Source organism: Acidobacteriota bacterium (genome assembly GCA_016195325.1).
GTDB lineage: Bacteria > Acidobacteriota > Polarisedimenticolia > JACPZX01 > JACPZX01 > JACPZX01.
Map to the genome: position 1 here is coordinate 44,759 of JACPZX010000011.1, position 23,637 is coordinate 68,395.

The window sequence follows — 23,637 nt, forward strand, 5'->3', positions numbered from 1 at the left end:
CCGTCGGGGTCTCAGGGGGGCGGTCCTCAGCGTGCGGCGCGGTCGGCGCGATCGAGCCAGCCGCGCAGGAGCTCCGCGACCGCACGGACCGCAGGCTCGCGGACGAGGTCGAAATGATCTCCCGCGACATCGTGAATCTCGAGGCCGCCGGCGGCGATCGAGCTCCACCCCAGGGTCGGATCCTCGGGCTCGACGCCGTCCGCGGCGGCCCGGATGAGGAGCGCGCGGCCGCGGAACGTGCCGGGCCTGTGGCGCGCGAGCGATTCGAGGTGCCCGCGGAACAGGGCTTCGGCCTGCAAGCGCGAGGTGTCGTCCGGCGGCCAGGCGAGCATCTCCGGCGCGAGGAGCCCGGGCGGCGACGACCCGTCCCCGCCGCCCTTCGCGGATTCACCGGTCGGCGCGTGGGCGTCGACGAGCGCGACGAGCGCTTCGCCGGCGCCTCCCCGGGAGAGGGCTCCGGCGATCTCGAGCGCCAGCACCCCTCCGAACGACCAGCCCGCGAGGCGGTAGGGGCCGGAAGGCTGCGCCCGACGCACCTCCCGCGCGTAGCGCTCGGCCATCTCGGCGAGAGAGGGCGCGACCTCGCCGTTTCCCGTGAGGGCTCCGGACTCGAGGCCGAGAATCCGGCGACCGGCTCCGAGACGACGGACGAGCGGCGCGTAGCTCATCAGATCGCCCCCGATCCCGTGGGCGAGCCATAGCGGGGGCGTCTTTCCGGCCGGCTGGAGCTCGACGATGCGCGGCGAGGAGCGCGAGGCTCCGCTCCGGGCTCCGTCGAACGCCCTCGCCGTCGCCCCCGAGGCGGATTCGGACTCGCGAAGCGACGCGGCGAGGGCGGCGATGGTGTCGTGCTGGAAGAACGAGGCGATCGGAAGGCGCACACCGATTTCCCGCTCAATCCGGGCGGCCAGCCGGACGGCGAGCAGCGAGTGTCCCCCGAGATCGAAGAACGAGCTCAGGACTCCCACCTGCTGAATTCCGAGGAGCTCCGACCAGATCCGCGCGAGCGACCGCTCGAGCGGGTCGCGCGGCGGGATCCCCTTCGTTGCGTCGTCCGCCTCGACCGGCATCGCCGCCAGCGCTCGTCGATCGAGCTTGCCCGTCCCGGTGCGCGGGAGCGGGCCGCCGCGGACGATGACGCCGGGGACCATCGCCGCCGGGAGCCGCGCCGCCGCGAATCGACGCAGGTCGGCGATCTCGATCCGCTCCCCGTCGCGCGGGGCGACGAAAGCCGCCAGGATCGCCTCGCCCGCGGCGGCGGGGCGCGCCACCACCGCGGCCTCCGCGACCGCAGGGTGAGACGCGAGCACCGCCTCGACCTCCTCCGCTTCGACGCGGACGCCTCGGATCTTCACCTGTCCGTCGCGCCGCCCGAGGAACTCGATCGTGCCGTCGGGAAGCCGTCTCCCGACGTCGCCTGTCAGATAGAGCCGCGAGCCGTCGTCCGCGAACGGATCGGGGACGAAGCGTTCGGCGGTTCGATCGGGGAGGTTCAGGTACCCGCGCGCGACGCCGGCGCCGCCGACGGCGATCTGCCCGGACACGCAGAAAGGAGCCGGCTCCATCCGGCCGTCGAGAATGTGGACGCGAGCTCCGGGGATGGGGCGGCCGATCGAAACTCTCGCGCGGGGTCGCCGGTCGCGGACCTCGTGGACGGTGCTCCAGACCGTGGCCTCCGTGGGGCCGTACTCATTGAAGAGCCGCGAGCCTGGAAGCCTCGCCTCGTGCCGGACGACGAGCTCCGCCGGACACGCTTCCCCGGCCACGATTGCCGTGCGAAGCGAGTCGAGCTCGCCGCCGGACGCCGCCTCGAGCAGCGCGTCGTAGAGCGCCGGTATCCCGAGGAAGTGCGAGGCGCGGTGACGGGCGATCAAGCGGGCGAGCGCCGGCGGATCGGACACCTCGTCGTCCGCCGCGACGATCAGCGCGCCGCCGTCGAGGAGCGTCCAGAAGATCCCGGCGACGGACGAATCGAAGGCGAACGACGGGACGAGGACGAAGCGGTCGACCGGCTCGCGGTAGACGTCGGCGCGGGCCGCGGTGGAATGGAGGAGCCCGGCGTGAGTCACCTCGACCCCCTTCGGCCGGCCGGTCGACCCGCTGGTGTACAGGACGTATGCGAGATCGCCGGGACGCACTGCGGTGCCGCGCCCCTCCCGCGCCCCGCCAGAAGCCGGAGGTCCGTCGAGGACGAAGATCGGCGGACCGCGGCGCGGCAGGCGGCCGGTCGCCGCCGAGGTCGCGAGCACGACCGCGGGGCGCGCGTCCTCGAGGACGGCCGCGATGCGCGCTTCGGGCCAGGCGGGGTCGATCGGCACGTACGCGCCGCCAGACCGGAGCGTGCCGAGGATTCCCACCACCATCTCGACGGATCGTCCGGAGCAGACCGCGACGAGCGACCTCCGCACGGCGTCCATCGCGCGGAGCCGTTCCGAAAGGATCCCGCTGCGTTCCTCGAGCTCGCGGTAGGTCAGGCGCTCATTCCGGAAGGCGACGGCGAGGGCGTCGGGAATCGCGCGCGCGCGGTCCACCAGGCGCTCGTGGAGCGGCATCCACGGCCCGCTCCCGATCCCTCCGTTCAGGGCGACCCCCCAGCTCGTGGCGGCCGCGCGGACGAGCTCCTGGCGCTCCTCGTCCGTCGAGAGGGCCAGCTCCGAGAGGCGTCGTGAAGGGGTCGACGCGATCGACGGCAGGAGCCTCCCGAACTGCCCCGCGAGCGCACGCATCGTCGCGGCGTCGAAGAGATCGGTGCTGTACTCCAGCATACCCGCCACCTCCCCCTCCGATTCGGCGAGCGAGAGGGTGAGATCGAACTTCGACGTCGCGGGATCGAGGTCGAGGAACGTCGCGGATATCCCCGGGAAGCCGGGCGCTGCGCTCGCCGCGCGCTGGAAAGCAAACATGACCTGGAAGAGGGGCTGACGGCTCAGATCTCGGGCGGGTCGAAGCTCCTCCACGATCCTCTCGAACGGAACCTCCTGTCGCTCGAACGCCTCGATCGCCCCCCGCCTGACGCGCGTGAGAAGTTCCGTGAACGGGGGATCTCCGGAGAGATCCCCCCGGAGCGGGAGCGTGTTCGCGAAGAACCCGATCGTCCCCTCGAGCTGACGGCGGGGACGTCCCGAGACGGCAGTCCCCACGCAGAAGTCGGTCTGGCCCGACCAGCGGTGGAGCAACGTCTCGAAGGCCGCCAGCAACGTCATGAAGAGCGTCGTGCCGCATGTGCGGCCCAGCTCCCGGAGCGCCGAGACGATCTGAGGATCGATCGAGACCGCGACGCGCGCCCCGCGGAAGCTGGGAAGGGCGGGACGGGGGCGGTCGGCCGGAAGATCGAGCGCCGGAGCGCCGGCCAGCGCCTCCCTCCACCACGCGATCTCCGCGTCGAGCGCGCCGCTCTCGAGCGCGCGCTGCTGCGCCGCGGCGTGATCCGCGAACCGCGAGACGGGCGCCACGAGGGGTGACGAACGGCCTTCACGCAGGGCCCCGTACAGCCCCGCCATCTCGTCGAGGAAGATCCCGGTGGACCACCCGTCCGCGACGGCGTGGTGAAAGTTGATCAGGAGGAGATGCTCGTCGTCCCCCAGGCGCGCCAGCCGCGCGCGCGCCAGAGGCCCTCGCTCGAGATCGAACGGCGCTCTCGCCTCCTCCTGCGCCAGCGCAAGCGCCTCGGTCTCCCGACGGACGGGGTCGAGCGCGCCGAGGTCGACGAGATCCATGCGCGGGACGCCCGCCGCGGGTTCGGGGGCGTCGCCGTCGGGGGCCGGGTGGACGATCTGGAACGGCTCCCCTGCTTCCTCCCCGAAGGTGGTCCTGAGCGGCTCGTGACGGCGCACGATCCCGTCGAACGCGCGGCGGAAGGCCGAAACGTCGAGGGATCCCCGCAGGCGAAGGGCCGCGGGCACGTTGTACACCCCGCTCCCCGGCTCCAGCCGGTCCAGGAACCACAGCCGTCGCTGGGCGAACGAGAGCGGGATCCGGCGATCGCTCGGCGCGCGCCGTTCAGCCGCGGTCGCCGACCCGTCGGACCGCGCCGGCGGCACCGGTCTCGCCGCCGCGCGAATCCTGACGGCGAGCTGCGCGATCGTCGGCGCGTCGAAGAGCGCCCCGACGCGGATGTCCGTGTCGAGCGCTTCGCGCAGGCGGGCGACGAGCTGCGTCGCGCGGATGGAGTCGCCGCCGAGCTCGAAGAAATCGTCGCGCACGCCGATCCGGTCGAGGCGGAGGACGTCCCGCCACATCGCGGCGAGGCGGATCTCCAGCGCGTCGGACGGCGGCGCGTACGCCACCGCGAGGTGGGGGCGGTCCGGGCCGGGCGCGGGCAGGGCGCGCGTGTCGAGCTTTCCGTGCGCCGTGAGGGGGAGCGCGTCGAGCGGGACGAACGAGGCGGGGACCATGTGCGCGGGGAGAGTCGCCTTCAGGAAGTCCCGGAGCACGGTCCCGGACACCGTGCCCCCCGCGCGCGGGACGAAGTACGCGACGAGGCGGCGATCGTCCGCCTCGTCCTCGCGCGCGACGACGGCGCTCGCCGCCACGTCCGGGTGGCCGGCGAGGGCCGACTCGATCTCACCGGTCTCGACGCGGAATCCGCGCACTTTGACCTGACGATCCGACCTCCCCAGATACTCGAGATCTCCTTCCGGCCGGCGCCGGGCCCGATCGCCGCTCCGGTACATTCTCGCTCCGGACGCGGCCGCGAACGGATCGGGGACGAACCTCTCGGCGGTCAGCTCCGGCCTGTTCAGGTATCCGCGCGCGACCCCCGAGCCCCCCACCCACAGCTCTCCGATCGCCCCCGGGGGAGTCGGCTGCCCCTCGCCGTCCAGCACGTAGGCGCGCAGATGATCGAGCGGCCTCCCGATGGCGCTGGCCCCGCCGGCCTCCACCTCGGCGCGGCGCACATCGTGCCAGGTCACGTGCACCGTCGTCTCGGTGATGCCGTACATGTTCACGAGCCGCGGCGAGCGGTCGCCGTGACGCTCGACCCAGGGGCGCAGCTTCGCCGGGTCGAGGGCCTCGCCGCCGAAGATCACCCATCGCAGAGCCTGATCGCCGCGCGGGCGCCCGGCCTCCGCGCGCATCAACTGGAGGAACGAGGAGGGAGTCTGGTTCAGCACGGTCACCCGCTCCCGCTCCAGAAGGCTCAGGAACTCCTCCGGCGATCGGCTCACGCGGTGCGGGGCGATCACGAGCCGCCCGCCGTGGAGCAGCGCCCCCCACATCTCCCAGACGGAGAAGTCGAACGAGAAAGAGTGGAAGAGCGTCCAGACATCGTCGTCCCCGAACCCGAACCGGGCCTGCGCGCTCTCCATGAGGCTCGACACGTTGGCGTGGGTCACGACGACCCCCTTGGGGACGCCCGTCGAGCCCGACGTGTAGATGACGTACGCGGCATCGTCCGGGTGCATCGACCTCTCCCCGGCGACCTCGGCGATCCCGGCGGCCGCGGACGAAAGCTCCTCAAGAGTGACGACCTGCGTCGCCGCCGCGGTCGTGGGGAGGAGGTGCCTCGAGCCGGGTCCCGCCACCAGGACGCGGGCACGGCTGTCCTCGATCAGCCACGTGAGGCGCTCGCGCGGGTATTCCGGATCGAGCGGCACGTAGGCCGCTCCCGCCTCGAGCACCGCCAGCGCGGCGACGGGAAGGTCCGCCGATCGCTCGAGCAGGAGCCCGACGAAGCTGCCCCTCCCGACGCCGAGCCGCCTCAGCCCCGCCGCCGCGGCGCCGGCGCGCCTCCTCAGCTCGCCGTACGTGAGTCGATCCGCGCCGGACACGACGGCCGCGGCGTCGCTCCGGCGCGAGGCCTCCCCGGCGAACCACTCGTCGAGGCGCCGCGGCGCCGTCCCCGACCGCGGGATTTCCGTCGACCCTGAGGTCGCCGCGGCGCGCTGAAGCGGGGAGAGGAGGGAGATCGAAGCGTGCGGCTCGCCGGGGGCGCGCGCCATCGACTCGAAGGCCCGCGTGAAGCAGGCGGCCGCCTCGCGCACGAAGCCCTCGTCAACGACGTGGGACTGGAAATCGAATGCGAGGCCGAGAGCTCCGGTCTCCTCGTCCATGTTCGCCTGCGTCGTGAGCGGGAAGTAGGTGTTCTCGTTCCCGGTCGCCTCCACGACCTCGCACCCGGTGAGCGCGTGAAGCCTCCGGTAGATGTGGAAATGGGTGAAGTTGAAGACCGTGTCGAAGAGATCCGCGCCCCCCGCGATCCGCTTGAGATCCGCCATCGGGTAGCGGCGGTAGGGGAGCATCTCGCGTTCCGCGTCGAAGGCACGCCTCACGAGATCCAGCCAGCTCCCTCCCCTCAGGTCCACGCGGAAAGGGACGAGGTTCAGGAACGGGCCGACGATCCTCTCGCCGTCCGCCGTCTCCGGGCGCCCGTTCGCAAGGAGCCCGGTCACCGGTCTCCGGGCGCCGGTCAGGTGCCCGAGCACCTTCATCTGCGCCGCCAGGAGCACGCTCTTGATCGGGACGCCGGCCTCGCGCGCGGCGCGCTTGAGGCCTTCGGCGACCCCGGGCTCGATCGGGAGATCGATCCTGAGGACGCGCGGCGGCCCCGAATGGCCGGCCGGAGCCGCACAGGGGAGCTTCCGCCTCTCCTCGAGGGCCAGCGCGCGCTCCCAGTAGCCGCGGCAGTCGACGGAGGCGATCGCCTCGCGCTCGAGAGCGACGTAGTCGCGGTACGTCGCCCGCAGCGGATCGCTCGCGGGCTCGGCCGCGCCGCCGAGGTAGAGCGTGAAGAGCTCCGTCAGCAGGGTTGCAACGCTCCAGCCGTCGAGAAAGGGCTCGCTCATCGTGAGCTGGAAGGAGCTCTCGGTTCGCAGGTGGACGTGGAACCGGAAGAGAGGAGCGCGGCTCCACTCGAACGGGCGGCGCATCTCCCCTTCGATGAACCGGCGGATCGTCTCCTCCTGCGCCGCGGTCCCGAGGGGCCGCAGATCCACGAGCGCAAGCACGACTTCGGATTCGCGGTGCACGATCTGGAGAGGCTCGGAGAAGCCCGCGAGATCGATCGACGTGCGGAGCATCGGATGGCGCGCCGTCAGGCGGTGGAGCGCGTCCGCGAGCGCCCGCGCGTCGTAGCGCGCCCGGACGTGGAGCGAGTTGAGATAGACCGTGTAGTCCTCGCTGCGCTCGCTGTGGTATCGGAGCCCCGCCTGGAGACGCGAGAGCGGGTACGCGTCCTCGGCGCTCTCCGGGAGCCGGGCGCGATCCTCCGCCGAGACGAGACCGAAGGGCGGGGGACCGGCGGGGGCGTCGGCGGACGGGTCGATCCGTGTCGCGACGCCGGCGAGCCCGCGCAGGGTCTGGTGCCCGAACATCTGGGGGATCGAGACGGCGAGGCCGCGCTCCCGCGCCCGGCTCCGGACCTGGATGCTCCGGATGGAGTCGCCGCCGAGATCGAAGAAGTTGTCGTCCCGGCCGACCCGATCCAGCCCCAGCGCCTCGCGCCACACCTCCCCGAGGATCTCCTCGGCGCGCCCGCGTGGAGGCGCGTAGGGAACGGAGAGCGCGGGTCGCGTCCCCTCGGGCGCCGGAAGCGCCGCACGGTCGAGCTTCCCGTGCGCCGTCAGGGGGAGCCGGTCCACCGGGACGAAGGCGCTGGGGATCATGTGCTCGGGAAGGAGCGCGCCGAGGTGAGCGCGGAGCTCGTCCACGCCGGGACCGCCCTTCGAGCCCGCCGCCACGACGTAGGCGACGAGCCGGCGATCTTCCCCGTCGTCGTCTCGCGCGACGACGGCGCACTCGCGCACGCCGGGATGCTCCGCCAGGGCGCTCTCGATCTCTCCGCATTCCACGCGGAATCCCCGCACCTTCACCTGGTGGTCGAGGCGCCCGAGGTACTCGAGGTCTCCGCCGTCGATCCATCGCCCTCGGTCGCCGCTCCTGTACATGCGCGCCCCGGGGCGGCGCGTGAACGGGTCGGGAACGAACCGCTCGGCCGTCAGCCCGGCGCGATCGAGGTAGCCGCGCGCCACGCCGGCGCCGCCGACGTGGATCTCGCCAGGGACGCCTATCGGCGCCGGCCGGCCCGCCGCGTCGAGCACGTAGACGCGCAGGTCGGGAAGCGGCCGGCCGATCCGGCTCCCCGTCCCATCCCGCGTGTTCGCCGACCTGACCCTCCGCCACGTCACGTGCACCGTCGTCTCGGTGATCCCGTACATGTTGACGAGCCCCGGGCGCTCGTCGCCGCGCCGCGCGCACCATCCGCGCAGCATGGACGGCTCGAGCCTCTCCCCTCCGAAGATCACCCAGCGGAGGGCGAGTTCGCCCCCTCTGCGCTCCTCGTCGGCGCGCGCGAGCTGGCGGAAGGCGGAGGGGGTCTGGTTCAGCACCGTCACCCTCTCTCGAGCCAGGAGATCGTGGAACGCCTCCGGGCTGCGGGCGATCTCGTGCGGCACGATCACCACGCGCCCGCCGGAGAGCCAGGCTCCCCACATCTCCCAGACCGAGAAATCGAACGCGGGCGAGTGGAAGAGTGTCCAGACGTCGTCCGCGTCGAAAGCGAACAGAGGCCCGGCCGCGCGGAAAAGCCGCAGGACGTGGGCGTGGGTCACGACGACCCCCTTCGGCTTTCCGGTCGAACCCGAGGTGTAGATGACGTACGCGGCGCGCGCCGGGTCGTCCGCGGCGGGGAGATCCGATCGGCCGGGTGCAGGGGCCGGATCGCCGGGGGCGGCGTGCGCGTCGCGCGGCGGGGCGAGATCGTCCAGGATCACGGCGCGCGCGCCCGCGGGGATCGCGGCCCGCGTGGAACGGTCGCACAGGATGAGCCGCGCGCGGCTGTCCTCGATCAGATAGCGGAGGCGCCCGGCGGGGTATTCCGGATCCATGGGGACGTAGGCGCCCCCCGCCTTCAGGATGCCGAGCACGCCGGCCGCGATGGTGAGGGAGCGCCCGACGCAGAGGCCGACGCGCACCTCCGGCCCCACTCCCTCCGCGCGCAGCGTCGAGGCGATCGCCTCGGCCCTTGCCTCGAGCGCCGCGTAGGTGAGGGCGTCGCTCCCGCAGCTCACCGCCACCCGATCCGGCGCCGCGCGCCGCACGCGCTCGAAGCGCCCGGCGAGATCTCCCTCGACGAGCTCGGCCGTCTCCGTCGGAGGCGCGTCGCCGTTCCATGCGTTCAACACCTGCGCGCGCTCTTCGTCGGCGAGGAACGGGATCGTCGAGATCCGGCGCGCCGGATCGGCCGCGACCTCGATCGCGAGGGTCGAAAACCATCCGGTGAGCCGGCGAGCGGTCGCCGTGTCGAAGAGATCGCTCCGGTACTCGAGCGATCCGAGGACGCCTCTTTCCGCTTCCTGGATCTCGAGGGCCAGGTCGAACTTCGCGGCGGCCCCCTCGATGGCGAACGGCGACACCTCGACGCCGGGAAGGCGAACGGCGGCGCCGGGAAGGTTCTGGAACGCGAAGACGGCCCCCGCGAACGGCGTCCGGCCGAACGCGCGGTCGGGGCGGAGATCCGCGACGACGCGCTCGAACGGCCACTCCGCGCACTCGTGAGCCGCGAGCACCGCTGAGCCGGTCCGGCGGAGGAACTCCCGGAACGTGGGATCGCCCGACGCGCTCGATCGCATCACGAGCGTGTTGACGAACAGGCCGACGAGGTCTTCGGTCAGCGGGTGCACCCGTCCCGCGGTCGGCACCCCGACGCAGATGTCGTCCTGGCCGCTCCAGCGGTGGAGGATCGCCTGGTAGATGGCGAGGAGCGCCGCGAAGAGTGTCGTCTTCTCCTCTCGCGCCAGCCGGCGGATCGTCTCGATCGCCCCGGGGTCGATCTCGAACGCGACCGTCGCGGCCGGCGCGGCGGCCGCCGCCCGTCGCGTGCGATCGAGCGGGATCGCGATCTCCGCCGGCGCGCCGCGGAGGCGCTCCGTCCAGTAGCGGCGTTGCGTTTCGAGCGCCCCCGACTCGAGCCGGGCGCGCTGCCACAGCGCGAAGTCCCCGTACTGAATCGGCAGGTCGGCGGGAGGCGCGACGTCTCCGGCGAGCTGCCCGGCATAGAAGGCGGCCAGATCGGAGACGAGGACTCCGATCGACCAGCCGTCGCTCACCGCGTGATGCATGGAGAGGACGAGCAGATGATCGCGCGTGGAGATGCCGATGAGCGAAGCCCGGAAGAGGGGGCCATGCGCCAGGTCGAAGGGGCGGTCCGCCTCCCGGCGGGCGGCCCCGGCGGGATCGCCCCTCGGATCGATGCGCGCGAGCTCGACGGGGGCGGGGGGCGCCACGATCTGCCGCACGATGCCGTCGATCGGCGCGAACGTCGTCCGCAGCGTCTCGTGGCGGGCGACCAGCCGCCCGAGGCTCAGCTCGAGCGCCCGCGCGTCGAGATCCCCGCGCAGGCGGAGAGCCAGGCTCAGGTTGTAGGCGGGATCCCCGGGCGAGAGCTGATCGACGAAGAAGAGCCGCTCCTGCGCGAACGAAAGGGGGATCGGCTCCCCGCGGGGTCGCCTCGGAATCGCCTCCGCTGCCGCGGCGCGCATCGCCCGCTCGCGCAGCCGGCGGAGGAGCGCCGCGCGATCGCTCCCTTCCGGGCCGCCCGAACGGCCGTCAGGCGGAGCCACGCTCGACTCCGTTCTCGGGGCGCGGTGCCCGCGGCACGGGCGCGGGCTCGCCGGGAGCGGGGGGGACGGGATCGGGCACTCCGGCGGCCGCGGCGGACCCGAGCAGCGCGCTCTCGATGCGGCCGGCGAGACCGCGGATCGTCGGGGCGTCGTAGAGATCGCGCAGCTCGACGACGGGACCCAGCCGCGCCCGCAGCCGGGAGATGACTCGGGTCGCGAGAAGGGAGTGGCCTCCCGATTCGAAGAAGTCGTCGTCGATTCCGGCCGGAGCCGCCGGCAGGAGATCGGCCCAGATCCCGGCGACGTCCTCCTCGATGGGAGTTTGGGGCGCCACCGGCGGCGCCGCGCCGGCCGGCCGGGTCGCCGTCGGGTCCGGAAGCGCGGCGCGATCGACCTTTCCGTTCGGCGAGAGGGGGAGGCGCTCCAGGATCACGAACGCGGCCGGCATCATGAACTCGGGCAAGCGCTCGCGGAGATGCTCGCGCCAGCGCCCTATCGAGTCCGGATCGCCGCCCGTCGCGGCCACGTACGCGACCAGGCGCAGCTCCTGGCGCGCGTCGCGTCGCGCGACGACGGCGCACTCCCGGACGTCGGGATGGGCGCCGAGAACCGCCTCCACTTCGCCGGGCTCGATCCTGAAGCCCCGCACCTTGACCTGGGCGTCGGCGCGCCCCAGGAACTCGATCCGTCCGTCCCCGCGCCAGCGGGCCAGGTCTCCGGTCCGGTAGAGGCGCGATCCAGGCGAGCCGTACGGATCCGGCACGAATCGATCGGCCGTCGCGTCGGGGCGGCCGCGGTAGCCGCGCGCCACGCCGTCGCCGCCGATGAAGATCTCACCCGCGATCCCCACGGGCGCGGGACGCCCGCTCCCGTCGAGAAGATAGACGCGCGTGTTGGCGACGGGCCGGCCGATCGGAACCGTCGGTCCTATCTCGCGGGGGTCGTTCATCGCGTGCGCGGTGGCGACGACCGTCCCCTCGGTGGGGCCGTACGCGTTCACGAGACGCAGTCCCGGCACCGCTTCGAGGACGCGGCGCGCCGCGACGGCGGGCATGACGTCCCCTCCCACGACGAGCTGCCTCAGCCCCTGGAGGTCGTCGGGGCGCTCGTCGACCATCGGCGGGAAGAGACCCGTGATGAGGATGGCCATCGTCACGCGATGCTCGCGCAGGACGTCGCCAATCTCCTCCAGCGACGGTTTCGCCGAGGGGTGGAGGACGAGCGTGCCTCCGTTCAACAGGCACCCCCAGATCTCCGCGGCGGAGGGATCGAACGCGGGCGAGACCAGCTGGAGGACGACGTCGTTCTCGTCGAGGCGCGCCCAGTTGGTGTCGCGCGCCATGCGGACGAGACCCCGGTGGGAGACCTCCACGCCCTTGGGCTCCCCGGTCGATCCGGAGGTGTACATCACGCAGGCGAGCCGATCCGCGCGCGTCGGCACGGAGACGGCGGAGTCGAGCGCCGGATCGTGCGCCGGGGGGGAGGACTCCGCGGGGGGACCTCCCGCGACGCCCGCCGGCCCGTCGGCAGATCTCTCGTCCAGGAGGAGCGTGCGCGCGTCGTCGCCCGAGATCAGCGGCGCCGTCGAGCGCGTGGCCAGGACATGTCGAGCGCCCGAATCCCGCAGCATGTAGGAGATCCGCGCGGGCGGGTACGCCGGGTCGAGCGGGAGGTAGGACCCTCCCGCCTTCAGCGCGGCCAGCATCCCGATGAGCATCTCCGGCGATCGCTCGACGCAGATCCCGATGGGACTCTCGTTTCCGGCGCCGAGCGAGACGAGACGATCGGCCAGGCGGCCGGCCGCTCGATCGAGCTCGCCGTAGGTCAGGCTCCTTCCCCCGGAGCGCACCGCGACCGCCCCGGAGCGGCGCGCCGCCCGTTCGGCGAAGAGCGCGTGAACGCTTCTCCGTGGGTAGCGGTACGAGGGAGGCCGGTCAGGGCCCTCGCTCTCGGGCCTGTTCCACTCGACGAGCACGCGCTCGCGCTCCGCGTCCGGCAGCATCGAGAGGGCGCGGAGCGGGCGCTCGCCGTCTCCCGGCAGGTCTTGAAGGAGCGTCGTGAGGTGGTCCATCATGCGCGCCATCGCGGGCGCGGCGAACCGCTCGGCGGCATAGACGACCTGGAGCGCGAGCGACTCTCCGGGGGCGGCGGCGAGCGTGATCGGGTACGTCGTCTTGTCCCACGCCACGAGGTCCCGAACTTCCAGGCCGGCGAGCCGTGAGCCGAAATCGGGCCCCGCGGGATAGTTCTCGAAGACCACGATCGATTCGAAGAGCGGCTGCCCGCGCGGGACGTCGCTCCACCGCTGGACGTCGGAAAGCGGAACGTGCTGGCGTCTCAGGAGCTCGAACTGCCGCCGCTGCACCTCCTCGAGCCACGCGAGGAGCGGCGTCCCCGGGCTCACGCGCAGCCGGAGCGGGAGCGTGTTGATGAAGAGCCCCACCATCGATTCCGCGCCGGCGAGCTCGGGAGGGCGGCCCGACAGGACGGTGCCGAAGACGACGTCATCGTCCCCGGCGTAGCGCGAAAGAAGGAGGCCCCAGGCCGCGCTGACGAGCGTCCCCATCGTCAGCCCGTGCGCGCGCGCGAACCGCGCCAGGGCGGAGGTCGCCGCCTGGGAGAGGGCGCGCCGGAGGCGCGTCCAGCTCGCGTCGAGCCGCTCCGTGTCGATCGTTTCGCAGCCGTCCGAGGGGCGCGGCCCTTCGACGAACGGACGCGTCGGCGCGCGCAGGCCGGCGAGCTCGCGCCGCCAGTGCGACTCGGACTCCGCCGGATCGCAGCTCGCCAGCCAATCGATGTAGTCGCGGTACGGGCGCGCGGCGGGGAGCGCGGGGAGGCGCCCTTCGCGGAGCGCCGCGTAGATCGCGGCCAGCTCCTCGAGAAGGATGGGGACGGACCAGCCGTCGAGGATGATGTGGTGATGGGTCCAGACGAAATGCCGGCGCTCATCGCCCAGACGCAGGAGGCCGAAGCGCATCAGCGGAGCGCGCGCGAGATCGAAGCCCTTCTCCCGCTCCGCGAGGAGATGCCGTTCGGTCCGGCGGGCCTGCTCGCGGGCGTCGAGGTGGCGCCAGTCGATCCGCTCCCACGGCAGCGTGACCGCGGGGGCCGTCACCTGGAGCGGGGTCTCGCGCCCTTCCCAGAGGACCGCGGTGCGGAGCGCGGGGTGCCTCGCGGCCAGCCGATCCCACGCCTCCTCCAACGCCGCCTCGTCGAGCGGACCCTCGAACGTCCAGCTCATCTGCTCGACGTAGGCGCCGCGGGATCCGTCGCGCAGCGTGTGGAAGAGCATCCCCTGCTGCATGGGCGAGAGGGGATACGCGGCGGCGCGCTCGTCGAGCGGGCCCGTCAGCTCGCGCAGGGCGTCGAGGAAGGTCGCGGCGAGCTCCTCGACCTTCGCGCGCGCGGCGGGCGAGTCGCTGTAGGTCCAGGCGACGCTGAGCGAGCCGTCGGATACGAGGGCGTTGATCTCGAGGGCGTGGGAGCGCATCGCCCGCGGGCTCCGGAAGGCGCCGAGCGGCTCGTCGTCGAACGCGAACGGTCCTCCGGCCGCGAGAGCCCCATCGAACTGGCCGAGATAGTTGAAGCAGATCTCCGCGCGCGGAGCCGCCTCGAGGAGGCTCGCGACGCCGGCGTCGCCGCCGAGATAGCGGAGCATCCCGTAGCCGATCCCATCGCGAGGGATCGCGCGGAGCGCCTCGCGAGCCCGGCCGAGCGCCTCCTCGGGCGGCGAGGCCGGGTCGCCGATGTCGAGAAGGACGGGGAAGAGCGCCGTGAACCAGCCCACCGTCCGCGAGAGGTCCTCGTCGTCGCGGAAGGAGAAGCGCCCGTGCCCCTCGAGATCCACGAGCCGGAGCCCCGGCCCGTTCCAGCGGGCGAGCGCGCGGGCGAGAGCGGCGAGCATGCACTCCTGGATGCCGGCGCTCCGTCCGCCCCGCCCCGCCTGGAGCAGGGCTCGCGTCTCTTCGGCCGGCAGCCGCACCGTCCAGGTGCGCGAGGAGGCCTCCTGTCCGGCGTCGGGCGGGAACAGGGGCGCGCTCATCCCCGCGAGCGGCGGGCTCCAGTAGGCCCTCTCCTCTCGAACACCGCCCGCGCGGGCGTGCTCCTCGAGCCGCCTCGCGCGGCGGGCGAACGACATGGTTCGGGGCGGGAGATCGACCCGGCCTCCCTCGCGGAGCTGTTTGTAGGCGATCGAGAGATCCTCGAGCAGGATGCGCCACGACACGCCGTCCACCGCGAGGTGATGCACGACGAGGAGCAGCCGGGCCTCCCCGGCCGCTCCCGGATCGACGAGCGCCGCGCGCGCGATCGGCCCCGAGGCGAGATCGAGGCTCGCGTGGACGCGCGCCGAGATCTCCTCCATCGCCCGTGCGCATCCCCCCGCCGGCAGGACGGAAGCATCGTGGACCTCGAGAGGAATCGTTCCCGGAGCGGGCTCGACGCGCTGGCGCCATCCACCCGCCCCCCGCTCGAAGCGCAGCCGGAGCGCGTCGTGGCGATGGGCGAGCGCGTCGAGCGCGCCGGTGAGGGCGGCGACGTCCGGCGGCGCGGTGAGCCGAAGGAGCACCGCCTGGTTGTCGTGGTGCGGCTCCGGGGAGCCGAGCTCGAAGAACCAGCGCTGAATGGGCGTGAGCGGGATCTCCCCGTCCGGCTCGGCCTGGTCGACCTGCGGAGCCGGGAGCGCCTCCCCGGCGTCGGCGGCGAGCGTCGCCACCGTGGGGTGGTGGAAGAATTGGCGGCTCGAGATGCGCAGCCCGCGCTCCCGCGCGCGCGCCACGACCTGAAGGGCGAGAATCGAGTCGCCGCCGAGCGAGAAAAAGTTCTCGTGGACGCCGACCTCCCGCACGCCGAGCAGATCCGCCCAGATCGCCGCCAGGGCTCGTTCGGCGGCGGTGCGCGGCCCTTCGGGCTCCGCGTCGGCCCGCCCCGCCGGCGCGCGCAGCGCGAGCGCGCGGCGATCGATCTTGCCGCCCGCGGTCCGAGGCAGCGCCTCGGTCCACGCGTAGTCGGCGGGGACCATGTATTCGGGAAGGCGCGAGGCGAGAAAGCCCGAGAGCTCTCCGGCCGGCGGCCGGACGCCGCCTGGCCGGCGCGGCTCAAGGTGAGCCGAGAGACGGGAGCGGCCCGCCTCGTCGGCGCGGGCGACGACGGCGGCCTCCGCGACGTCGGGGTGCGCGCGCAGCGCCTGCTCGATCTCGGCGGGCTCGATGCGGAAGCCGCGCACCTTGATCTGGTCGTCGATGCGGCCGAGGAAGTCGAGATCTCCGTTCGGCCGCCATCTCACCCGATCGCCGGAGCGATAGCACCGCTGTCCGGGCTCCGTCGCATGGGGATCCGGCACGAAGCGCTCCGCGGTGAGGTCCGGACGCCCGAGGTAGCCCAACGCCACGCCGACGCCCCCGATGACCGCCTCGCCGGGAGTGCCGATCCCCACGGTCTGCCCACGCGAGTCGAGGGCGTGCACGCGGACCCCGGGGAGGGGGCGGCCGATGGGGACGCTCGCGTCCTCCAGCTCGAAGCCGGCTCCGGGACGGGACGGAGACTCGTCCGCGGCGTGCAGCGTTGCCGTGATGGTCGTCTCGGTCGGTCCGTAGGCATTGACGAGCCTCGCGCGCCCGCGTGCGATCCGCCGCCATGGTGCGATCCCCGAGGGAGGGACGCGCTCGCTCCCGGTCACCACGAGCCTGAGATCGGGCGCGAGCGCACGACCCGAGCGATCGGCATCACGGACCCACGCGTGCCAGTACGAAGCGGGGACGTTCAGAACGGTGACGCGCTCCCGCGCGAGGAACAGATCGAACTCCTCGAATCCCGGGACGTCACCCTCGGGCCGGAGCACGATGGTCGCCCCGCTCGCCAGCGTCGGGAAGATCTCCTCCGCCGCCACGTCGAAGGCCGGCGAGGCGAATTGAAGGACGCGGTCCGCCGGGCCGAGTCCGTAGGCTTCGGCGATCGCCGCGGCGTGATTCGACAGGGCGCGGTGCGGGATCACGACACCCCTGGGGGTGCCGCTGGTGCCCGAGGTGTAGATGATCGAGGCGGGATCCTCGGGGTGCGGATTCCCGGGCGGATCCCCTGCTTCTCCCGGCCAGGACTCCGGAAGCTCGTCGAGCATCAGGACCGGCATCGTGTCGCTGGCGGGCGGCCGCCACAGGCTGCGAAGGGTGAGGACGAGCGCAGGGGACGCGTCGGCTCTCAGCGCCGCGAGGCGATGCGGAGGGAGCGCGGGATCCAGCGGAAGGTACGCGGCGCCCGACTCGAGAACGGCCAGCATCCCCGCGATCGTGTGGGGGGAGCGTCCGGCGAGAAGTCCGACGACCGCGCCCGGGCCGATCCCCGCCTCCCGCAGCCGCCGGCCGAGCGCGGCGACCCGCGCCGAAAGCTCCCCGAACGTGACGGTCTCGGCGCCGCACGTGATGGCCGGGGCCGAAGGTCGCCGCCGCGCGGCCCGTGCGATCGCGAGGGTCACGGCCTCGGCGCCTGCGGGAGCGGACGAGGCGCCGCTCCAGATCTGGAGGATCCGGCGGCGCTCATCCTCCGGGAACTGGCGAATCCCCGATATCCGGACCGACGGATCGGTCGTGATCGCCTCGAGAATGGCGAGGAAACGCGCCGTCAGCCTCTCGATGCTCTCTCGGCGGAAGAGCGCGCTGTTGAACTCGAACGCGGCATTCAGACCCCCGCCCGATTCGTGCACGGCGAGAGTCAACTCGAACTGGGCGCCCTCAACGTCGAGGATGAAGGGCTCGATGTCGAGGTCTCCGAGCGTTCGTCGCGTTCCGTCCTCGCCGAAGACGAAGGCGGCGGATCCCCGCGCCTCCGCCCGATGGGGGCGCTCGAAAGAGAACATCGACTGGAAGACCGGCGATCGCGACGGATCGCGACGGGGACGGAAGCGCTCCACCATGGTTGGGAAGGGGAAGTCCTGGTGCTCGAGCGCGCCGATCACCGTTCCGTGCGCGCGGCGCAGGTGCTCGCGAAACGTCGGGTCGCCGGAGAAATCGGCTCGCATTGGAAGCGGGTTGACGAAGTAGCCGACGAGGCTCTCGAACTCCGCCCGCGTTCTGGCCGCGGCGGGGGTTCCGACGATGATGTCGGACTGCCCGGTCTCGCGGTGGAGGAGGGCCTGGAAGGCCGCGAGGAGGATCGTGAAGAGGGTCGCGCGCTCGGACCTCGCGACCTGATGCAATCTCCCCGCGAGCTCCGGCTCCACGCGGAACCGGTGCGTCTCCCCTGCGGACGATCGGGCCGCCCCGCGCGGACGATCGGTCGCCAGCTCGAGATCGGGCAGATCCCCCGCGAGTGCCGCTCGCCAGTGACGCTCGTGGCCCGTGCCTTCGGCGCCCGCGAGCATCTCCTCCTGCCACCGGACGAAATCGAGGTACTGAAGCGGGAGGGGCTGAAGCTCCGCGGGCAGGCCGGCGCGCTCCGCCGGGTAGATCCTGCCGAGCTCGTCCATGATGACGAGCGTGGACCACATGTCCGTGACGATGTGGTGCGCGCTGATCAGCAGCACGTGCTGGTGCGCGGCTCGAGTGAAGAGCCTCACACGGAAGACCGGTCCCGTGGCGAGGTCGAAGGGGCGATGCGCCGCCTCGCGGGCGGCGCGCATGACGGCCTCTTCGTTCGAGCCCCGGGCGTCGATCTCGTCGAACCGGACCGGCGCGCCGATTGCCGCGATCTGGTATGGCTCGCCGTCGAACGTGCGGAAGGTGCTGCGGAGGGGAGCGTGTCGGTCGACGATCCGTTGAAACGCCCGCCGCAGCGCGCCGGCGTCGATCTCGGAGTGGACCTTCAGCGAGAGGTGAACATTGTAGGCGGGGCTCGCGGGATCGATCTCGTGGAGGAGCCACTGGGCGCGCTGGCCGGCCGAAAGTGGGGTGGCGCCGGCCGCGGCCACGGAGGGATGAGTATCGGTCTTCCTGGCTCGACTCACGGCGCGTCGTTCCCCGGCGACCGAGCACCGGCTCGACACATGTCGGGCTGAGGCATGAGGGGCCTGGCCTCGAGCCCCGCGCCGATGCTGGGATGAGAGGGCGAGTATAACAGAAGGGCGCTCGGGACCCATCACGACGGGGACTCCTCTCCGCACCGGGAGGCCCGCTCGCGGGGTATATATATGTAGGGCCCACTCCCGGGGCGGGGCGCACTTGCCCCCGGCTGCGACGACATGTCCCCGTGTTATCGTAACGCGCCGCGCGAGGAGGACTTGGATTGAAGTTCGGTCTCAGGGTGCCGTCCTGGAGAAAGCGCGTCGCCGCGCGCACGTCTTGGCGGCGCGTCGTCCGCCACTCGCTCGGCCTGAAAGCCCCGCGCGGCTGGGGCTGGCTCACGAACCCGAGGCGCGCGGCGTACAACCGGATCTACAACCGCACGACGGTGGGACTGGGGAGGGGGTGCGCCCTCGCCGCGGCCGTCATCGCTCTCGCGCTGTTGATGGCCGCGACCGGGATCGCCGTCGTCGTCATCGGCGCGCTCTCGTCGGGGTCGGCCCATGCCGCGGTCGCTCGGCAAGGGCGCGAGTTCCAGGTGAACACGTTCACGACGTCCGGCCAGGACTGGCCGGCGGTCGCCACCGATGCTTTCGGGAACTTCGTCGTGGTCTGGCACAGCCTCGAGCCGGACGGATTTGGCGTCGGCGTCTTCGGCCAGAGGTTCGCGGCGACAGGCGCGCGCGTCGGCTCCGAATTCAGGGTCTCGGGCCTTCCACGCGGGGTCCACTTCACCCCCGCCGCAGCGATGAACCCCGCGGGGGACTTCGTCGTGGTGTGGGCCGCTCTCGAACGCCAACGCCCACCTGCCTTCGAGGTGCTCGGGCGTTCCTTTTCAAGCGCGGGGGAGCCGAAGGGGGCGGAGTTCCGCGTGAATACCGGCCCTCAGGAGGGGTACCCCTACCCGGTGATTGGCATGGACGGGGAAGGCGACTTTGTCGTCGTCTGGCAGAGCGACGGCCGGGACGGCTCAGGCTACGGCGTATTTGGACAGCGCTTCAGGGGCAACGGCTCTGCGGCCGGGCCCGAGTTCCGGATCAATGAGCACACGATGGGATCGCAGTCCCAGCCTTCGGTCGCGATGGACTCCGCCGGCAACTTCGTCGTCGCCTGGCAGAGCGACGGCCAGGACGGCTCGGACGAAGCCATCATCGCGAAGTGGTTCGACAGCCGAGGAGTCGACCCGGACCACGAATTCCAGGTCAACACCTTCACGACCGGCCGGCAGCGTCAACCGTCCGTCGGAATCAGCGACTCGGGTGATTTCGTGGTGGCGTGGCAAGGATTTGGCCCGGGCAATTCCGGGTACGGCATCTTCGCGCGGCGGTTCGACAGGACGAGGAACGCGATCGCGCCCGAGTTCCAGGTCAGCGGGACCATGCCCGGATGGCAGTTCTATCCCGCCGTCGGTCTGGATCGCGACGGCGACTTCGTGGCGACCTGGACGAGCTACACCTATTCCGGGTACGGGCTGGCCGTCGCGGGGCGGCGGTTCGACCGGAACGACAAGCCCACCGGCCCGGAGTTCGAGATCAATACCTACGCTCCCGGGCATCAGCTCCTCCAGGCGATCGCCGTCGGCCCTTCCGGCAACTTCGTGGTCGCGTGGGAGAGCCAGTTCGAGGACGGATCGTCCACGGGGATCTTCGGCCAGAGATTCTCGGGGCGGGCGCCCACTCTCATCGCCCCCGCCGTCGCGGACACTCTCGACTGCTCCGACCCGCTCGCTTCCCAGCCGACCTTCACGTGGAGCGCCGACGGGTACGAGACCTTCCGGGTCCACGTGGCGTGGGACCCGGCCTTCGACGCCGGGCACACTCTCGACAGCGGGAGCCGCCGCCTGACGACGACCTCGTGGATGCCACCGGCGAAGAAGTGGGAAAAGATCTGCGCGTCGGCCCTCGCCGCGCATCCGAGGTCGCCGAGGCTCTACCTGAAGGTCTCCGGAGCCGATCGCGATCTGCCTGAGGGGGATCCCACCCGGCAGGCCTCGGGCCCGGTCGTCCTCGTGATCGTGACGCGGTGAGAGGCGCGCCTCACGCCTTCTCCACCTCACCCGCCAGCGCCCGGAGCAGCTTCCCGCCGTCACCCTTCCACGCGCTGCCGTGCATGCAGGCGAGGGTCGTCGGCTCCATTGAAGCGAGGCGCTCGAGGGTCGCGCGCGTGCCGGGGGCGTGGGCGTAGTAGTCCATCTGCTTCCGGAAGGCCTCGCTCGGCCCAAGAACGTCCTTCTCGGTGACGGGCGGATTGTCGGCGCCTCCCTGCGTGAAGAGATCGCCGCACAGGAGCGTGCGCGTGCTCCCCTCGAAGAGGGAGCCGCACTCCCAGCCGTGGGGGACGTGCGGGGTGTCGAACCACCTCACGCTCCGCTTGCCGAGCGACAAGATCTCCCCGTCGGACATCGCGCGCGGCGGGCGATCGGCGACATCGCCGACCGAGACCATTGCGGCGACCCGGCCGCACAGAGGGACTGCGGCGGGGGCGACGGCGAGGAACTCGTTCATCGCTCCGCACTCGTCGGCCTCGAAGTGCGAGAGCCCCACGAAGCGGAGGCGCTCCACCGGCATCACGCGGGCGATCGCCCCGCGGGTAAGCGGGAACATCCGCCGCGGGCCGGTGTGCCAGAGAAGAGGCGCATCGTCCACGACGAGGATCTGGTTGAAGCTGAACCCTCCCGGGAAATCCCGCACGGGGGTGCTGATGCGGTAGATGCCGGAGGAGATCTCGTCGATGCGGGTGCCGGACTCCGAGTTCGTGATCATGCGCGGGCCTCCTTGGGGAGCGGAGTCGGGAAGGGGAGCGCCCTCTGCTCCGGCGTCGCCTGGCGCCGCCATCCGGCCAGCGTCTCCCACGAGACCCTGAGCGGCCCGGCATGGTAGTCGGTGACGTGGATCACCACGCCGCGCTCGTCGAACACGAGCAGGTAACCCTGGTCGTTGAAGTCCACGCGAAGCCGGTCGCCGCGATCGGACATCGATCTCTCCTCGGCCGGCCCTACCTGCCCCCTTGAAGGCGAAAGGCTAACACACCGCTGGGGCTCGGGCCCCTATCGGAATGCTGGCTTGGCGGGATATTCCCGGTGGGCGACGCGGGGCCCGAGGAGCATCTTTTCGGGTGCGAGGGTTGGTCCCGCCGCGCGCTACGATGGAGTCCCTGGGTGATACCCTGATGTCTCGCTCGCGCTCGCATTCATCGGGGTCGCCAGAGGGGAGAGCCAGGTCGTGAAACCGAGCAAAGTCCTTCGCGCCCTGCTCCTGGCGGCCGTCGCCGCGGGCGCGACTCAAGGCCCGTTCGCCAACTGCTTCGAGTTCGGAGGGTTCGCCATCTTCCAGTGCGGAGATCTCGCCTTCATCCAGCCCCCTCCCGACTTCGACCCCAACGTCTACGTCGTCGACCCGAACGGCCATGTCGCCAACATCTCCGCCCTCTTCTGGCAGGTCGGATTCGGCAACGCGACGACCGACAACGGCCTCGGCTCGAGCGGCTCCGGCAATTCGGGTGTCAGTACCTTCAACGGAAACGATTCGGGCCTCGTCGGCGTCGATCTCAAGGACGCCTACTACGCCACGCAGAGCGTGCTCATGCCGGCCGGAGCGACGTGTCTGTCCAACAACAACTGGGGGAGCACGGGCATCGACGGATGCTGCGACAACGACCGGGGCACGATCCTGAGCAACAACAACGACGACATCCTGAACCCGTACTACAACGTCTATGACGCCCGATCGGGGGCGCCGGGGTACTACTCGCTCAACTGGCAGCAGGACTACCCGATGGCGCTCCTCCTCAAGAACAAGAACGCGGACGCCTTCGCCTTCGCGGCGATCGCCACGCTCAACCGGGGGAACACCGGCGGCGACGGCGCGTGCGCGGGCGGCGCCGGCACCAACGCCGCCCCCTGCGACTTCCGCCCCGGCTTCTACCGCTTTCGCGACGTCGCGAACGGCGCGATCAATCCGAACGATCCCAACAGGGCGAACGTCATCCCGTGGCAGCCGACGCCCGATCCCGGCATCACGGGCAACGTGCCGGTGAACGGCGGCGACCCGAACTCGGATCGCGTCATCGACCTGGGGTGGCCCGGAGTGACCGTGTTCAGCGACCTGAGCGTGCGACCGACGACCCATCCGAGCATGGGAGGAGGCGACTGCGTCGGTTCCAACCCTCCGTGCCTCGGCGCCCTGAGGGACCCGTCGCGGGCCCCGGGAGTCGGCGTGATGGACATCGCCTCGAAGTTCGGCGGGCTGGTTCGTTTCGTCCTGGAGGTCGCGTCGCCGTCGGATCCGAATTTCACCGCTCCGTTGAGCCGGATCGAGTCGACGTCGACGTCCATCTCGGGAGTGCAGGTTCCCCTCGGCTCGTGCCTTCGCCTGAGGACGATGTTCGGGAAGAAGCCGGAAACGAGCGTCACGACGGTCGCCAACTGCCGCCTCGGCAAGTGCGGCGACGTCGGCTACGAGGTCGTCTCGCCCGTCCACTGCGTCACGTCGATGGCGTGCACCCCCGAGGTCTGCGACGGCATCGACAACAACTGCAACAACCAGATCGACGAGGGCGATCCGGGCGGCGGCGCGACCTGCTCCACCGGGCTGCCCGGCATCTGCGACCAGGGGACGACGGCCTGTCTGGGCGGGGCGCTCTCGTGCCTGGCAGATTCGGCTCCCGCCACGGAGGTGTGCAACGGACTGGACGACGACTGCAACGGCGTCGTGGATGACGTGTCGGGAGGGTGCGGGCTCGCCGTGACGGCGCCCGCTTCGGCAGGCGTCCTCGATTGCACCGCCCCGGCCACCTCCCAGCCGACGATCACATGGAACGCGGCCCAGTACGACAAGTTCAGGGCGTACATCGGGACGAGCGCGGCCTTCACGACGGGCACATTCGTCACGAGCGGATCGACGCCGCTCAAGGTGACCACCTGGCACGTGAAAGCGAAGACCTGGACCAGCCTCTGCAAGAAGGCGACGAACGGAGGCGCGCTCTTCGTCCGGGTCTTCGGGATCGACGTCAACGTGCCGAAGTCGGACCCGCTGCGGAAGCTCTTCAGCCCAGTCGTCGCGACGACCGTGACGAAGTGAGCTGACTTG

The 23,637-nt window shown here is 71.8% G+C and carries 6 protein-coding genes; 2 read left to right on the forward strand and 4 right to left on the reverse strand.

Annotated elements, in window-relative coordinates; all coding sequences use genetic code 11:
* Positions 1 to 26 precede the first annotated feature (26 nt).
* Both HY049_01945 and HY049_01950 read right to left on the reverse strand, forming a co-directional pair.
* The gene (locus tag HY049_01945; GenBank protein MBI3447673.1) at positions 27 to 10,559 is read right to left on the reverse strand and encodes an amino acid adenylation domain-containing protein; all 10,533 of its coding nucleotides are present in this window, start codon (positions 10,557 to 10,559) and stop codon (positions 27 to 29) included.
* Positions 10,546 to 18,459 carry an amino acid adenylation domain-containing protein gene (locus HY049_01950; GenBank protein ID MBI3447674.1) on the reverse strand — a complete coding sequence of 2,638 codons (7,914 nt, stop codon included), beginning with the start codon at positions 18,457 to 18,459 and terminating at the stop codon, positions 10,546 to 10,548. The genes HY049_01945 and HY049_01950 overlap by 14 nt, the downstream gene beginning before the upstream one ends.
* Positions 18,460 to 18,773: 314 nt before the next feature.
* Here HY049_01950 and HY049_01955 point away from each other — a divergent pair, with 314 nt between their 5' ends.
* Positions 18,774 to 20,576, forward strand: coding sequence for a hypothetical protein (locus HY049_01955; protein ID MBI3447675.1), 1,803 nt, complete (start codon positions 18,774 to 18,776; stop codon positions 20,574 to 20,576).
* A gap of 10 nt (positions 20,577 to 20,586) precedes the next feature.
* On the opposite strand, the gene HY049_01960 is transcribed toward HY049_01955, so the two are convergent.
* Together HY049_01960 and HY049_01965 are read right to left on the reverse strand one after the other, a co-directional pair.
* Entirely contained in the window at positions 20,587 to 21,312 is a 726-nt protein-coding gene (locus tag HY049_01960) for an MBL fold metallo-hydrolase (GenBank protein MBI3447676.1), read from the reverse strand.
* Positions 21,309 to 21,524 carry a hypothetical protein gene (locus tag HY049_01965; protein MBI3447677.1) on the reverse strand — a complete coding sequence of 72 codons (216 nt, stop codon included), beginning with the start codon at positions 21,522 to 21,524 and terminating at the stop codon, positions 21,309 to 21,311. Before HY049_01965 ends, HY049_01960 begins: the two co-directional genes overlap by 4 nt.
* Positions 21,525 to 21,771: 247 nt before the next feature.
* Here HY049_01965 and HY049_01970 point away from each other — a divergent pair, with 247 nt between their 5' ends.
* Positions 21,772 to 23,628: a putative metal-binding motif-containing protein gene (locus HY049_01970; GenBank protein MBI3447678.1), complete on the forward strand. Its 1,857-nt coding sequence runs from the start codon at positions 21,772 to 21,774 to the stop codon at positions 23,626 to 23,628.
* Positions 23,629 to 23,637: the final 9 nt, after the last annotated feature.

Bases quoted from the DNA above. Each gene is read 5' to 3' on its own strand.
- HY049_01965 (MBI3447677.1), bottom strand. From the start codon at position 21,524: ATGTCCGATCGCGGCGACCGGCTTCGCGTGGACTTCAACGACCAGGGT.
- HY049_01960 (MBI3447676.1), bottom strand. From the start codon at position 21,312: ATGATCACGAACTCGGAGTCCGGCACCCGCATCGACGAGATCTCCTCC.